At 59.8% G+C, this 14,283-nt stretch carries 13 protein-coding genes and 1 tRNA gene; 2 read left to right on the forward strand and 12 right to left on the reverse strand.

Features of this window, described 5'->3' with window-relative positions:
* Positions 1 to 118: 118 nt before the first annotated feature.
* From ACFE0K_RS06035 to ACFE0K_RS06090, 12 genes are all read right to left on the reverse strand, one after another.
* On the reverse strand, positions 119 to 448 hold the full coding sequence (locus ACFE0K_RS06035) for a DMT family transporter (protein ID WP_434535204.1): 330 nt from the start codon (positions 446 to 448) through the stop codon (positions 119 to 121).
* Positions 449 to 456: 8 nt separating this feature from the next.
* Positions 457 to 1,461 (reverse strand): CobW family GTP-binding protein, encoded by a 1,005-nt coding sequence (locus tag ACFE0K_RS06040; protein WP_434535205.1) that lies wholly within the window; start codon positions 1,459 to 1,461, stop codon positions 457 to 459.
* A 3-nt stretch (positions 1,462 to 1,464) separates the two neighbouring features.
* Entirely contained in the window at positions 1,465 to 2,499 is a 1,035-nt protein-coding gene (gene pyrC, locus ACFE0K_RS06045) for a dihydroorotase (RefSeq protein ID WP_434535206.1), read from the reverse strand.
* A 229-nt stretch (positions 2,500 to 2,728) separates the two neighbouring features.
* Positions 2,729 to 2,818 (reverse strand) — tRNA-Ser (locus ACFE0K_RS06050).
* 103 nt (positions 2,819 to 2,921) lie between these two features.
* Entirely contained in the window at positions 2,922 to 3,110 is a 189-nt protein-coding gene (csrA, locus tag ACFE0K_RS06055; protein ID WP_011589077.1) for a carbon storage regulator CsrA, read from the reverse strand.
* Between the two features lie 211 nt (positions 3,111 to 3,321).
* Positions 3,322 to 4,548: an aspartate kinase gene (locus ACFE0K_RS06060; RefSeq protein ID WP_434535207.1), complete on the reverse strand. Its 1,227-nt coding sequence runs from the start codon at positions 4,546 to 4,548 to the stop codon at positions 3,322 to 3,324.
* Positions 4,549 to 4,641: 93 nt separating this feature from the next.
* On the reverse strand, positions 4,642 to 7,242 hold the full coding sequence (gene alaS / locus ACFE0K_RS06065) for an alanine--tRNA ligase (protein ID WP_434535208.1): 2,601 nt from the start codon (positions 7,240 to 7,242) through the stop codon (positions 4,642 to 4,644).
* Between the two features lie 234 nt (positions 7,243 to 7,476).
* On the reverse strand, positions 7,477 to 8,244 hold the full coding sequence (locus tag ACFE0K_RS06070) for a sulfite exporter TauE/SafE family protein (protein WP_434535209.1): 768 nt from the start codon (positions 8,242 to 8,244) through the stop codon (positions 7,477 to 7,479).
* A gap of 298 nt (positions 8,245 to 8,542) precedes the next feature.
* Positions 8,543 to 9,013: a regulatory protein RecX gene (locus tag ACFE0K_RS06075; protein ID WP_434535210.1), complete on the reverse strand. Its 471-nt coding sequence runs from the start codon at positions 9,011 to 9,013 to the stop codon at positions 8,543 to 8,545.
* Positions 9,006 to 10,043 carry a recombinase RecA gene (recA, locus tag ACFE0K_RS06080; RefSeq protein WP_434535211.1) on the reverse strand — a complete coding sequence of 346 codons (1,038 nt, stop codon included), beginning with the start codon at positions 10,041 to 10,043 and terminating at the stop codon, positions 9,006 to 9,008. The genes ACFE0K_RS06075 and recA overlap by 8 nt, the downstream gene beginning before the upstream one ends.
* A 138-nt stretch (positions 10,044 to 10,181) precedes the next feature.
* On the reverse strand, positions 10,182 to 10,691 hold the full coding sequence (locus ACFE0K_RS06085) for a CinA family protein (protein WP_434535212.1): 510 nt from the start codon (positions 10,689 to 10,691) through the stop codon (positions 10,182 to 10,184).
* 155 nt (positions 10,692 to 10,846) lie between these two features.
* Positions 10,847 to 12,199: a WS/DGAT/MGAT family O-acyltransferase gene (locus ACFE0K_RS06090; protein WP_434535213.1), complete on the reverse strand. Its 1,353-nt coding sequence runs from the start codon at positions 12,197 to 12,199 to the stop codon at positions 10,847 to 10,849.
* A gap of 389 nt (positions 12,200 to 12,588) precedes the next feature.
* Between ACFE0K_RS06090 and rnk the strand changes: the two genes are divergently transcribed.
* Together rnk and ACFE0K_RS06100 are read left to right on the forward strand one after the other, a co-directional pair.
* On the forward strand, positions 12,589 to 12,969 hold the full coding sequence (gene rnk / locus ACFE0K_RS06095; protein ID WP_434535214.1) for a nucleoside diphosphate kinase regulator: 381 nt from the start codon (positions 12,589 to 12,591) through the stop codon (positions 12,967 to 12,969).
* A 72-nt stretch (positions 12,970 to 13,041) separates the two neighbouring features.
* Positions 13,042 to 14,283: O-acetylhomoserine aminocarboxypropyltransferase/cysteine synthase family protein (locus ACFE0K_RS06100; RefSeq protein ID WP_434535215.1), on the forward strand; the 1,242-nt coding region annotated here is incomplete at its 3' end.

Raw genomic sequence — 14,283 nt, forward strand, 5'->3', positions numbered from 1 at the left:
TGGCTTGCCCAGTCCCAGCGGCATGGCCAGGCGGATTTCGCCACCGGTCTGCTCGATCACATAATCCACGGCCTGTTCGGCACTCTGCATCCGCTCTGTCACAGGAACTCCTTGTTATTCAATGTGCATTGGTGCGAGACACAAACGTTACCAGCACCACGCCAACCACGATAAACGCCATCCCGATCACTGCCGGCAGGTCCGGTTGCTGACGAAAAAGCAGCGCCCCAACAAGCGCAATCAATACAATACCGACACCGGCCCACACCGCATAGGCAATCCCCATGGGCACCGTACGCAGGGTCAACGACAGGGCATAAAAAGCGATGCTGTAGCCCACTACCGTCACCACAGAAGGCCACAGCCGGGTAAATCCCTGGGAGGCATTCAGCGCGCTGGTCGCCACCACTTCAGCGAGGATGGCCACGGCAAGGTACAGATAACCCATGTCGGATCCTATTGATTGGCAAGCTGTGTCAGCAAGGTTTCCCAGTGTGCCAGTTGTTGTTGCGCAAAGTCAGCCTGGGGATGGCGAACAATCAGTACCAGTCGGGTGAGCCTATCCTGATCCGGCCACTGATTCAGCGGGCTGAGCGCCGGCTCACTGCCTTCCACCCATTGCACCAGCAAGGGCCCATCCAGGCCGTCCACACGTAGCAGCCCTTTCACCCGGATCAGGGCATCGCCGCACTGCTCGGCAAGCTGCTTCAGGGCGGCCTGCCACAGCGGCCAGGACAACACCCCATCCCAGCGCAGCGAGGCGCTATATAGCTGATGACGGGATGAGCCGGTAACCGGTGACGGCGCCGACAGCAGCGAGCCGCCCGATTGAACCGGCGCAAAACTGCCAGTGACCCGGCAGCGACGGGGAAATGACTGTGCTAACAGATCAACCGGTGCCGGTTCTGGATAGAGTTGCGCGGAAGGGTTAAGAGCTGCCAGTTGCAGCTTCAGCGCCGCCAGGGCTTGCGGCTCACAGTGCTCTGTTTTGGACAACAGCAAGGCATCGGCAGCATGGATCTGTTCCAGCCACTCCGGGTGACGCTCCAGGCTACGGACCCCGGCCAGTGCATCCACCACGGTCAGTACCGACTGGCAGAAAAAACGTTTCTTCAGCCAGGGGTCCTGCTCCAGCGGTGCGGTGACACCGAAGGGGTCGGCAGCGCCCGTGGTTTCCAGCACCAGCGTGGAAAACGCCGGTAGCTCACCATTCTTGCGGGCCATGAAGAGGTTGCGCAGGGTGCTCGACAGGGAACCTTGTATCACGCAACACAGGCAACCGCCGGACAGCAAGGTCACCGGCACCCGCCCCGGGCCGGTGAGATGCTGGTCAATACCGATATCGCCCAGCTCATTGATGATGACTGCCAGGTCCTGGCGCTCACTGAGCCAGCGGTTGAGCAGCGTGGTCTTGCCGCTGCCCAGAAACCCGCTCAGGACAACTACCGGCAAGCGTTCCATCAATCAGCCCAGGGACCAGGGCAGTTGCTGGCCGGCGTAGAAAGGCACCATGGCCTCTCCGGCCGCATCAATCACCTCGGGCACGGACCAGGGCTTGCGCACCAGGGTCACGGTGTCGGTATGGCGGGGCAAACGGTAGAAATCCGCGCCGAAGTGGCTGGCAAACCCTTCCAGCTTGTCCAGCGCGTTGTGCTGCTCGAGAAAGCTGGCATACAGCGGCAACGCCGCCCGGGCGGAATAGCAACCGGCACAGCCACAGGCGGCTTCTTTCTTGTTGCGCGCATGTGGCGCGGAATCGGTGCCCAGGAAGAAACGATGATGGCCTTCCAGCACCGCCTGCTGAATCGTTTCCTGGTGCTGACGACGCTTGAGGATCGGCAGACAGTAGTTGTGCGGACGCACCCCGCCTACCAACAAATCGTTGCGGTTCATCAGCAGGTGCTGCGGGGTCACGGTCGCCGCCGTCAGCTCGCTGGCCTCGCGCACAAAGTTAACCCCTTCTGCCGTAGTCACATGCTCGAAGACAATGCGCAAGCCAGGAAACTGGCGGCGGATATCATTGAGGTAACGATCAATAAAGACTTTTTCACGGTCGAAAATATCGATGTCTGCATCGGTGACTTCACCGTGAACCAGCAGCGGCACATCGTGTTTTTCCATGGCCGCGTAGAGATGGGTGATCTTACCCGGATCGGTGACGCCACTGTCGGAGTTGGTGGTAGCACCGGCCGGGTACAGCTTGAAGGCATGCACAAAGTCACTCTTCGCGGCCCGCTCCACCTCTTCCACCGGGGTGGTATCCGTCAGGTACAACACCATCAACGGCTCGAAGGCGACGCCCGCAGGTACCTGAGCCAGAATTCGCTGCCGGTACTCGTCAGCCTGGGCCACCGTATTCACCGGCGGTGTCAGGTTGGGCATGACAATGGCACGGCCAAACACGTTCGCCGTGGCCGGCACCGTCTCGGCGAGCAGATCGCCGTCACGGAAATGCAGATGCCAGTCGTCAGGGCGGGCGATGGTCAGGGTGTCAGTCATGGCGTCACCTTGGGTCGGAGTTTTTTCGGGGCATATAGTGTAGCGCAACTGCAAGGTCAGGCGGGTTGAAAATGTTTGCTCGTGGGTATGAGCAGCACTGGTTAGCGCGGTTTTTGCGTGGCAGCCTGAATCAGTGAGGCGCCACGATTGAGGAAAATCGGAGAAGCTTCGCCTTGCGAGCAAGGCTCCAACGAAAAACGCCCCGCAGTGCGGGGCGTTTTTGAATATATGGCGGAGAGGGCGGGATTCGAACCCGCGATACGGTAACCCGTATGGTTCCTTAGCAGGGAACTGGTTTCAGCCACTCACCCACCTCTCCGGAATGCGGTCATATTGTCAGTCTGGAATGTGAGCTCTTGTCGGCCTGTTTCCAAACTCGCCGCGCATCATAACGATTTTGCGGAGAAAATACAGCCCAAAAATCAGGCAGACTCACCGTCTGATGATTTTTCGTGCTGAATCCGCTGGTAGATTTCTTCCCGATGCACGGCAACCTCTTTCGGCGCATTTACACCGATACGAACCTGGTTACCTTTCACACCCAGGACAGTCACAGTGACTTCATCACCTACCATCAGGGTCTCACCAACTCGACGCGTAAGAATTAACATAATGATCCCTCCTGGGGTCCTTCAATTTCCGTGAGCGCATGCCGTACCTGAGGCTCGCGGGTTGCCGTCCTTGACGACTCCTTGGTGCGGGACCATTTACCCACCCCTGGCACGGGGGCGGTAGTATGCCTGAAGCGGTTTCGTAAGTCTCGCCGTGAACGGGACGACGACCAACCAGTCGTCGCCCCGCACCTACCTGACGGTATGTCGCTTAGCTGGAGGGCTGATCCAGCTCAAACGCGGAGTGCAGAGCACGGACCGCCAACTCCAGGTATTTCTCGGCAATCACTACGGACACCTTGATTTCGGAGGTGGAGATCATCTCGATGTTGACCCCTTCGTTGGCCAGGGTTTCAAACATCTTGGACGCGACACCCGCGTGGGAACGCATGCCCACACCCACCAGGGACACCTTGGCAATCTTGTCGTCGCCAATGATTTCCGGGTTACCCAGCTCGTCAGAGGCTTTGCGCAGGGCTTCCTGGGCACGGGCAAAATCGTTGCGGTGTACAGTGAAGGTAAAGTCGGCGGCGCCGTCCTTGCCCACGTTCTGCACGATCATGTCCACTTCGATGTTCTCTGCACTCACCGGGCCGAGGATCTTGTAGGCAATGCCCGGGGTATCCGGGGCGCCACGCACGATGATTTTGGCTTCATCACGGGTAAAGGCAATTCCGGAGATTACCGGCTTTTCCATATCAACCTCGTCGTCGACGGTAATGAGAGTTCCAGGACCATCCTGGAAGCTGGACAAGACACGCAGCGGCACATTGTATTTGCCGGCGAATTCCACGGAGCGGATCTGCAGGACCTTGGAGCCCTGGCTGGCCATTTCCAGCATTTCCTCAAAGGTAATGCTGTCCAGGCGGCGAGCGTTATCCACCACCCGTGGGTCAGTGGTGTAAACACCATCCACATCGGTGTAGATCTGACATTCGTCAGCCTGCAGCGCCGCCGCTAGCGCCACTGCAGTGGTATCGGAACCGCCACGACCCAGAGTCGTAATGTTGCCGTCGGCATCCACGCCCTGGAAACCGGCCACGACCACAACGCTTCCGCCATTGAGATCGGCACGCACTTTCTTGTCGTCGATCTCTTCGATGCGGGCCTTGGAGTGGACGCTATCGGTGCGCAGGGGAATCTGGCTGCCGGTGTAGGAGCGGGCATTAACGCCCTGCTTCTGCAACGCCATGGACAGCAGGGCAATGGTGACCTGCTCGCCGGTGGAAACCAGCACATCCATCTCGCGCGGTGAAGGGTTATCGCTGACACCTTTGGCCAGCTCGATCAGGCGGTTGGTTTCGCCGCTCATGGCGGACACCACCACGACCACCTGGTCGCCCCGTTTCTGGAAGCCTGCCACCTTCTCGGCGACGGCTTGAATGCGGTCGACTGTACCCACTGAGGTACCGCCGTATTTCTGCACTATAAGGGCCATAAAGTCGCTTTATCTGCAAAAAAGAGCGCGTAACCTTAGCAGAAACGCGCCGGGATTTCATGTTGAGGGCTGAGCCGTGGTCTTGACCGCAGCTTACGCCCCCTGCTCGGACACCCAGTTTTTCACGCTTTCCAGGGCCGCCGGCAGGGCTGCAGGGTTGTTACCCCCGCCCTGGGCCATGTCCGGGCGGCCACCGCCGCGACCGTCCACCTGCTCGGCCACATGCTTGAGCAGATCACCGGCCTTGAAGCGGTCGGTGAGATCCTTGGTGACACCCGCCACCAGGGCCACTTTATCACCCTCCACGGCGGACAACAGGATGATCGCGGAGCCCAGCTTGTCCTTCAGCTTGTCCATGGTGACCCGCAGGGTCTTGCCATCGGCACCGTCGAGCTGGGTCGCCAATACCTTCACGCCGGCAATCTCCTGCACCTCATCGGTGAGGTCGCTGCCGGCGCCGCTGGCCAGTTTCTGCTTGAGGCGCTCGATTTCCTTTTCCAGCTCACGCACTTTCTGGGCCTGGCTGCGTACCCGCTCGGCGGCGTTGTCCGGGGTACTTTTCACCGTGGCCGCGATCTCGCTGAGCGCCCGCTCCTGCTGACGCATGACGCTAAGGGCATGCTCACCGGTGACCGCTTCGATACGGCGTACCCCGGCAGCGGCGGACGCTTCCAGGGTAATCCGGAACAGGCCGATATCGCCGGTGCGGCTCACGTGGGTGCCACCACAGAGTTCTTTGGAAAAACCTTCGCTGCCCATGCTCAGCACGCGCACCTGATCATCGTACTTCTCGCCGAACAGGGCCATGGCGCCGGCTTCCCGGGCGGCCTCGATATCCATCAATTCGGTGGTCACCGGGGTGTTGGCTAGAATCTGGCGGTTCACCATAATCTCGATCTGTTCGCGCTGGGCTTCACTCACCGCTTCGCCATGGGAGAAGTCAAAGCGCAGGTAGTCCGCGGCCACCAGCGAGCCCTTCTGCTGCACATGCTCACCCAGCACCTCACGCAGGGCGGCGTGCATCAAATGGGTAGCGGAGTGATTGCGCATGATGGCGCGACGGCGCTCCACATCCACATAGGCGGAGACTTTCTCGCCCATTTTCAGGCTGCCGCTTTCCACCTTGCCCAGGTGCACATGGGCCGCCTGGCGCTTCTTGGTATCGGACACCGCGAAACGGTTGTCGCCCTGCACCAGGAAACCGCTGTCGCCCACCTGACCGCCGGATTCCGCATAAAACGGCGTACTGGCCAGTACCACCATGCCTTCTTCACCGGCCTGGAGAGCATCCACCGCTTCGCCATCCTTGAACAGGCCAACGACCTCATCGTCATCCGCCAGTTTTTCGTAGCCGGAGAAGTCAGTCACCACCTCGATATTGAGTCGGTCGCTGTAATCATTGGCGAAGCTGCCGGCACCGCGGGCCCGCTCACGCTGGGCTTCCATAGCTTTTTCAAAACCGGCCATGTCCACTGTCAGCTCCCGCTCGCGAGCCACATCGGCGGTGAGATCCGGCGGGAAGCCATGGGTGTCGTAGAGATTGAACAGCACCTCGCCGGGTAGCTCCTTGCCATCCAGCTCGGCAATGGCCGCTTCCAGCACCTTCATGCCGGCGGCCAGGGTGCGACCGAACTGCTCTTCTTCCGCCCGCAGCGCCTTCTCGATACGGGCCTGTTCGCGGACCAGCTCCGGATAGGCATCGCCCATCTGTTCCGCCAGCGCGCCGACCAAGGTGGAAAAGAACGGCTTGTCCTGGCCCAACTGGTGACCATGGCGCAGGGCACGGCGGATGATGCGACGCAGCACATAGCCACGACCTTCGTTGGACGGGATCACCCCGTCACAAATCAGGAAGCTGGCGGAACGGATATGATCGGCGATCACTCGCAGGGATTTCTCTTCCAGATCCTGGCAGCCGGTGGCCTTGGCCGCCGCCTGCAGCAGCGCCTGGAACAGGTCGATCTCGTAGTTGGAATGCACGCCCTGCAGCACCGCCGCGATACGCTCCAGGCCCATGCCGGTATCCACGCTGGGCTTGGGCAGCGGCTTCAGCTCGCCATCCTGCTGACGGTCGTACTGCATGAACACCAGGTTCCAGATCTCGATGTAGCGATCCAGATCCTCACCCTCGAACCCTGGTGGGCCGCCTGGCACATCCGCCCCGTGATCGTAGAAAATTTCCGAGCTGGGACCACAGGGGCCGGTATCGCCCATCTGCCAGAAATTGTCTTCGTCCAGGCGGGAGAAACGCTCGGCGCTGACGCCCATTTCCTTCAGCCAGATATCCGCCGCTTCGTCATCGGACACATGCACGGTGACCCACAGACGTTCTTCCGGCAGCCCCAGAGTCCCGGTGAGGAATTCCCAGGCGAACTTGATGGCTTCGCGCTTGAAGTAGTCGCCGAAGCTGAAGTTACCCAGCATCTCGAAGAAGGTGTGATGCCGTGCCGTATAACCCACGTTCTCCAGGTCGTTGTGCTTGCCACCGGCACGCACACAGCGCTGGGAGCTGGTGGCACGGGTGTAATCCCGGGACTCACGGCCCAGAAACACGTCCTTGAACTGGTTCATGCCCGCGTTGGTGAACAGCAGGGTGGGATCGTTATGGGGCACCAGCGAGGAGGATGGCACCTTGGCGTGCCCCTGGCTGGCGAAGTAGTCCAGGAAGGCCTGGCGTAGTTCAGCACTCTTCATAGGAGAAACATTATCGGCTGGCTATCAGAGAGCGCCGAGTATACCGCCCCCAAGGCCCGGTTGCGATGGGGAAGAAGCAAGCTACAAGCTCCAAGCCGCAAGCTGCAACGCGGTTGAAGATTTTATTGATTTCAGATGCCATTGGCCGCGTCCTGAACCCTGAGCGCGGGCTGATTGCTTTTCAAAACAGACAAGGCCACGCTCGCGTTGCAGCTTGGAGCTTGAGGCTTGTAGCTATCCTTTCAGCGCCGCCGCCAGACACACCGCCAGCACCATCACCAGCAGAATGCGCTTGAGCACGGTCGGTGAGACCCGGTGGGCGAAGCCCACCCCCAGGCGTACGCCCAACAGGGTGCCGGCGGCCACCAGCAGGCCGGGTAGCCAGGCCACCTGGTCGCGGGCCACGAAAATGCCCAGGGCCAGCACAGTAAAGCTGCCGGTAATGGCCAGTTTCAGGGCATTGCCGCGCAGCATGTCGTAGCGAAGCTGACCCACCAGAACGGCGATCAGCACAAACCCCACCCCCGCCTGCACAAAGCCACCGTAGGCGCCACAGAAGAACAGCCCCAGCCAGCCGGTGACAGAATCATTAGGTTGCAGTGGCAGCTCATCCGGGGCCGGCGACAGTTGATTCGGTTTGAACACCATGATCAGGGCCACCACCACCAGTGTGGTCAGTAACACCGGTTTGAGGATGGATTCCGGCAGATAAGAAGCCGCCAGAGTCCCTACCAGTGTTCCCAGCAGACAGGGCACCAGAATCGCCGGCAACGGCTTGAACGGCATGGTGCCGCGCTTGTTGAACTGGCGCACGGCCTCCACGCTCTGTATCAGCACCCCTACCCGCATGGTGCCGTTGGCCAACGCCGCGCTCATGCCGCTAAGCATCAGCAGCGGCAGGATCAGCAGCCCTCCGCCACCGGCCAGAGTGTTGATAAAACCCGCCAATACACCGGCACCCAGCATGGCTGCCGCCAGCCAGGGATCAGACAGGTACTCCATGGGAAATCTCACACAAGCCGCAAAAGCGAAGGATACGCCGTGAATCGGGTTCATACCAAGCAGGAAATTCTGGCGGGTTTGTTGCTCACTGCAGGAGCTCTTGTGCCCCACGGGTATGCCTGCAAGCGATTCCCCTGTGATGACAGCATCGCCAGCAGGCTGGCCTCTACGGCCATAGGGAAAGGCTGTTTACGTCTTTTTCGCGAGGCGAATCATCGGGGTGGCGTCAGCCCTTCGCTTTGCGAGCAAAACGCCAACGGCGCATCAGTGGACACTGATGGGGGGCTTGAGGAGCGAACTACGGCTCGTCGTCGTCCGGGGAACAGTCCAGGGCAGCAAAGCTTTGTTCAGCGTCGAAACCACGTTGTTGCAGGAAACGCAGCTGGCGGGCTTTTTCTTTCCGGTCCTTGCCCGGGTACTGGCGAAAGCGCCGGGCTCGCACCTCCCGGGCCAGCGCGAACCAGTCCACCTCGGCCTCTGCCAGGGCCTGGGCGATCAGCTCGTTATCCACACCCTTCAGCTGTAATTCCTGGCGGATTCGCAGGGCGCCCTGCCCCCGGTCGATGCGTGAGCGCACAAAAAAACCGGCAAAGCGCCGGTCATCGATAAAGCCGTGTTCTTCACACCAGGCCATCACCGCAGGGAGCGCCGGTTGCTCACCGACTTTGCGGTACAGCTTGGTTTCCAGCTCCCGGCGAGCATGATCCCGACGCGCCAGCAGGCTGACAGCCCGCTGACGCAGTTCGGATTCAGTGAGCGGTTCACTCATTGCCGGCTTCGGCTTCCTCTTCCTTGGCAGCGGGAGCCTCAGTGGGATCAGGCAGCAAGCGAGCACGAATTTCCTTCTCGATTTCCTCGGCGACAGCCGGGTTCTCGCGCAGGAATTCACAGGCGTTCTGCTTGCCCTGGCCAATCTTGTCACCCTTGTAGGCATACCAGGCACCGGATTTGTCCACCAGGCCCTGCTGCACACCCAGGTCCAGCACTTCACCCAGCTGATTGATGCCCTGGCCGTAAAGAATCTGGAATTCGGCCTGACGGAACGGCGGCGATACCTTGTTCTTCACCACCTTCACGCGGGTTTCGTTACCGGTGACTTCGTCACCCTGCTTCACTGCACCGATGCGACGAATATCCAAACGCACGGAGGAGTAGAACTTGAGGGCGTTACCGCCGGTGGTGGTTTCCGGGTTACCAAACATCACACCGATCTTCATGCGGATCTGGTTGATGAACACCACCAGGGTATTGGCATTTTTCACATTGCCGGTGATCTTGCGCAGCGCCTGGCTCATCAGGCGCGCCTGCAGGCCCACATGGGTGTCGCCCATTTCGCCTTCAATTTCCGCCTTGGGCACGAGCGCCGCCACGGAATCCACGATCACCACATCCACGGCACCGGAGCGCACCAGCATGTCGGTAATTTCCAGAGCCTGCTCACCGGTATCCGGCTGGGACACAATCAAGTCATCCACGTTGACGCCCAGCTTTTCGGCATAATCCGGGTCCAGGGCGTGTTCCGCATCCACAAAGGCGCAGGTGGCGCCTTTTTTCTGCGCCTGGGCGATTACGCTGAGGGTGAGGGTGGTTTTACCGGAGGATTCCGGGCCATAGATTTCCACGATACGGCCTTTCGGGAGCCCGCCGATACCAAGCGCAATATCCAGGCCCAGAGAACCGGTGGAAATGGACGGCATGCGCTCGCGCTTGCGATCGCCCATGCGCATCACGGAACCTTTACCAAACTGACGTTCGATCTGGGATAGTGCGGCGGACAGCGCCTTACCTTTATCGCTCATGTGACCCCTCTCCGTTAACTGGTGCGTCATTCATTGACGGCGACCGTCTGTAACCTATCGCATCTGACCTTTTAGTCAGTGCTGACTATATGGCCAGCATTATGGACAGCTATTGCTGCCCATTGCAACCCCGTTTGACTATTTGGCTGATTGTGACGACTCAAGACGGGCATTCAAGCCCCGGATGGCTTCCAGAATGGTCTGCTGACGGACGGCATCCCGACCGCCGACAAAATGGAAACGTTGCGCTTCGGCATAACCCAGTTTCTGGCCCCAGGCAATCCACACCGTCCCCACCGGCTTCTCCTCGCTGCCGCCATCCGGGCCGGCTATGCCGGTCACCGCCACACTGACATGCCCCCGAGAGTAAGTGATGGCACCACGGGCCATAGCCAGTGCCGCTTCCTCACTGACCGCACCATGGCTCTCCAGGATATCGGCCTGAACTCCCAGCATGTCTTGCTTGGCCTCATTGGAGTAGGTGATAAACCCGCGCTCAAACCACCGGGACGAGCCGGCTATCGAGGTCAGAACATGAGCAATGCCGCCACCGGTGCAGGATTCTGCCGTCACTGCCATCAGTTGCTGGTGATTGAGCCGCTCGGCCAGCAGTTCCGCTGCCCGGGCAATTGCATTTCCGTAAACCATACTCCCGGTTCCATACAGTCCATGATGGGAGCAACAATATCACCCTCGCGGTGACCACTCACCCGTGAAGCACAGTACTTTATTTCTTAGGACAGGACGGGCGGTTCTTCAGGGGCACCAGGCCCCCTTTGCCACCAGCCACTCCCTGCCCGCGGTTATTCCAGCTCCGCCAGCGAGGCCTCAAGATAATCCAGGAATCGCTGGATGTGCGGCAAGGTAACGCGGCAACCAATCACGCCGAATTCCAGGCTGTCCTTGTAACTCACCACAGTGATATTCAGCGCATAGCCGTGCAGCACCAGCGACACCGGATAGGACGCCAGCAACTCCGCGCCGTTGAAATAGAGGGTTTCTTTAGGCCCCGGCACATTGGAAATCACCAGATTGAACATGGGGCTGACCCGCCCGGACAGGCCCGTCACCTGCCCCAGCGAAAGCGGCATATTGGTCATCACGGTATAGGCGTCGATATCCGACTTCGGCATCTCGCCAAGACGGGTTTTTACCGCCTGCATGGATTCCTGAATGGCGACCAGACGCCCCAGCGGGCTGGCAATGTGGGTGGCCAAGCTCACCTGTACCGTGGTAATGGCATTGCCACCGCCTTCCGCCTGATCCGCACTGCGCAGGGACACCGGCACCTGGGCCACCAGCGGCTCGGCAGGGAGCGCATCCAGTGATTCCAGGTAACGGCGCAAGGCGCCGCCGCACATGGCCAGGAAAATATCGTTAACGGTGCCGTTGTGCTGTTTCGCCGCTGCCTTGATCCGCGACAGGGACCAGGACTGGGCGGCAAACCGGCGAGCACCGGTGACGCGGCAGTTAAGCTGGGTCTTGGGGGCCCGGTAGATGGTTTTCACATTGCTTTCTTTCGGCAACCGCAGCAAATCCACCAACTGCCCGGCGCCACGGCGAGCACTGCCCATGCCTTCCAGCACGCTGGCCTTGGCCGCTACCGCCACATTTTTCTTGCGCGGTTTTTTGCGCTGATCCCACTCCCCTGACCAGGGAGCGGGCAAGCGTTCGTCGGCGCTGGACGCCATTCGCGACTGCATCAGGTGCATGCCGGCCATGCCGTCCACCATGGAATGGTGCATCTTGGTATAAAGGGCAAAGCGATTGCCTTCCAGCCCTTCGATCAGGTAGCTCTCCCACAGGGGCCGGCTCGGGTCCAGCCGCTGGGCATGCAAGCGGGAAACCAGCGCCAGCAATTCCCGCACCCGTCCCGGGCGGGGCAACGCCGAATGGCGTACGTGATAATCGATATCAAAATTCTTGTCATCTACCCAGGCCGCATCCAGTCGGCCCGGCAAGCGAGACTGGATCTTCTGGCTGAAAGGCCGGCAAACACCGTCCACCTCCACCATGTAGCGGTAAACGCTTTCCATGTAATCGCTGGGGGCATCCTCCGGCACCGCAAACAGGGCCAACCCGCCCACGTGCATGGGAGTTTCCCGGGTTTCCATCATCAACCAGCCGGAATCCATAATGGATAATTTTCGCGCCATCCCGATCTCCTTATTGTTATGGGCCACTGACGATCTTGATGTCGTGGACGTTATCTGCCAATAACCAAATCATCCATATTCATGACGAAACCGCATTATGAGATTCGTTGCGTTTGGTTATTGGCTGAAGCCTCCGCTGTCTCACTCGAAGGCAACCATCCCATGCCTTGAAGACCACTGGACAAAACAACCGGCTCTGCTAATCTCGCCTTATGAACTCGGTTCGAACTATAATTGCTGTCTCTGACAGCCTGACTCCCTCCTTTACTGCCAGCGCCTTCGTTCTGGTTGCGAGCACCCCTGCCTTTCTCTCCTGACGCCGAACACCCGACGGAAACCGGGGGTTCGGCGCCCTCGGCGACACACCCAAACACCGTCAGGAGAACATCATGAATACGCTACCCCCTATTACCGTCAGCACCACGGACCGTGACCGCCTTTTTGCCGTGCTGGATAACTTCAAAGGCGATTCGGACCAGATCGACTATCTTTACGATGAGCTGGCCCGCGCCCACATTATTGAGGCGGACGCCATGCCGGAGAACGTGGTAACGCTGGGCAGCCGCCTGCGTTTTCGTAATAAAACTACCGGCAAGGAACACGAAAGAGTGCTGACTCTGCCCCACGAAACACACACCGTCAGCGACGCCATTTCCATTCTTACCCCTGCCGGTGCAGCGCTGTTGGGCCTGAAAGTGGGTGACGAGATACGCTGGCCACATCAGGGGCATTTTTTGCGTTTGCAGCTGCTGTCAGTGAACCGGAGATAACCCCGGATAACCACTCGACAGTTTGATACTCTCTGAAACTGATTCACTCATACAACAACACAAGGACCGCTCATGAAGATGGAAACCCTTGCCGTGCGTGCCGGCTTTCATGTGGACCCTACCACCAAGGCAGTGGTAACACCGATCTACCAGACCACGTCCTATGCCTTCGACAATACCCAGCATGGTGCGGATCTGTTTGACCTGAAGGTGCCCGGGAATATTTATACCCGCATCATGAACCCCACCAATGCGGTGCTCGAGGAGCGGGTCGCTGCCATGGAAGGGGGCGTGGGAGCCCTGGCCGTGGCCTCCGGCATGGCCGCCATTGAATACGCGCTGGAAACCATCACCGAAGTGGGCGACAACATCGTCACTACCAGCAAACTGTACGGCGGCACTTACAACTTCTTTGCGCACAGCCTGCCGCGCCGTGGCATTGAGGCGCGCTTTGTCAGTCACGATGATTTTGATGCGCTGGCCGCTGCCATTGATGACAATACCAAAGCGGTATTCTGCGAATCCGTCGGCAACCCTGCCGGCAATATCGTCGACATAGAACGCCTGGCCGAGGTGGCTCATAAAGCCGGCGTACCGCTTATCGTCGACAACACCGTTGCGACTCCCTATCTGTGGCGCCCCATCGAGCATGGCGCCGATATCGTGGTCCACTCGCTGACAAAGTATATGGGCGGGCACGGCAACTCCGTGGCCGGGGTGATTGTGGATTCCGGCAAATTCCCGTGGACCGAACACAAGGAGCGATTCCGGGTACTCAACGAACCCGATCCCTCTTACCACGGCGTGGTCTACACCGAAGCCCTGGGCGAAGCCGCCTTCATTGGTCGAGCACGAGTGGCCCCGCTACGCAACACCGGCGCCGCCCTGAGCCCATTCAACACCTTCCTGGTCCTGCAGGGTATCGAAACGCTGCCGCTACGCATGGATCGCCACTGCGAGAATGCACAGAAGGTTGCCGAATTCCTGCGCGACCATCCCCAGGTGAACTGGGTGAACTATGCAGGTCTGCCGGAAAGCCCGGATCACGAACTGGCGAAGCGATATATGAACGGCCGCGCTTCCGGCATTCTCAGTTTCGGCATTGAGGGCGGCCAGGAAGCCGGCGCCCGTTTCATTGATGCCCTGCAACTGATCCTGCGGTTGGTGAATATTGGCGATGCACGCTCCCTGGCCTGCCACCCCGCCTCCACCACGCACCGTCAGCCGGAGGATAAGGAATGGGCCAACGCTGGCGTCAGCCGCGCGAGGGGGCGCCTGTCCATCGGCATCGCGCATGTGGACGATATCTTGGCA

It is taken from the genome of Alcanivorax sp., from assembly GCF_051117345.1.
In the GTDB taxonomy this organism is placed as follows: Bacteria; Pseudomonadota; Gammaproteobacteria; order Pseudomonadales; family Alcanivoracaceae; genus Alcanivorax.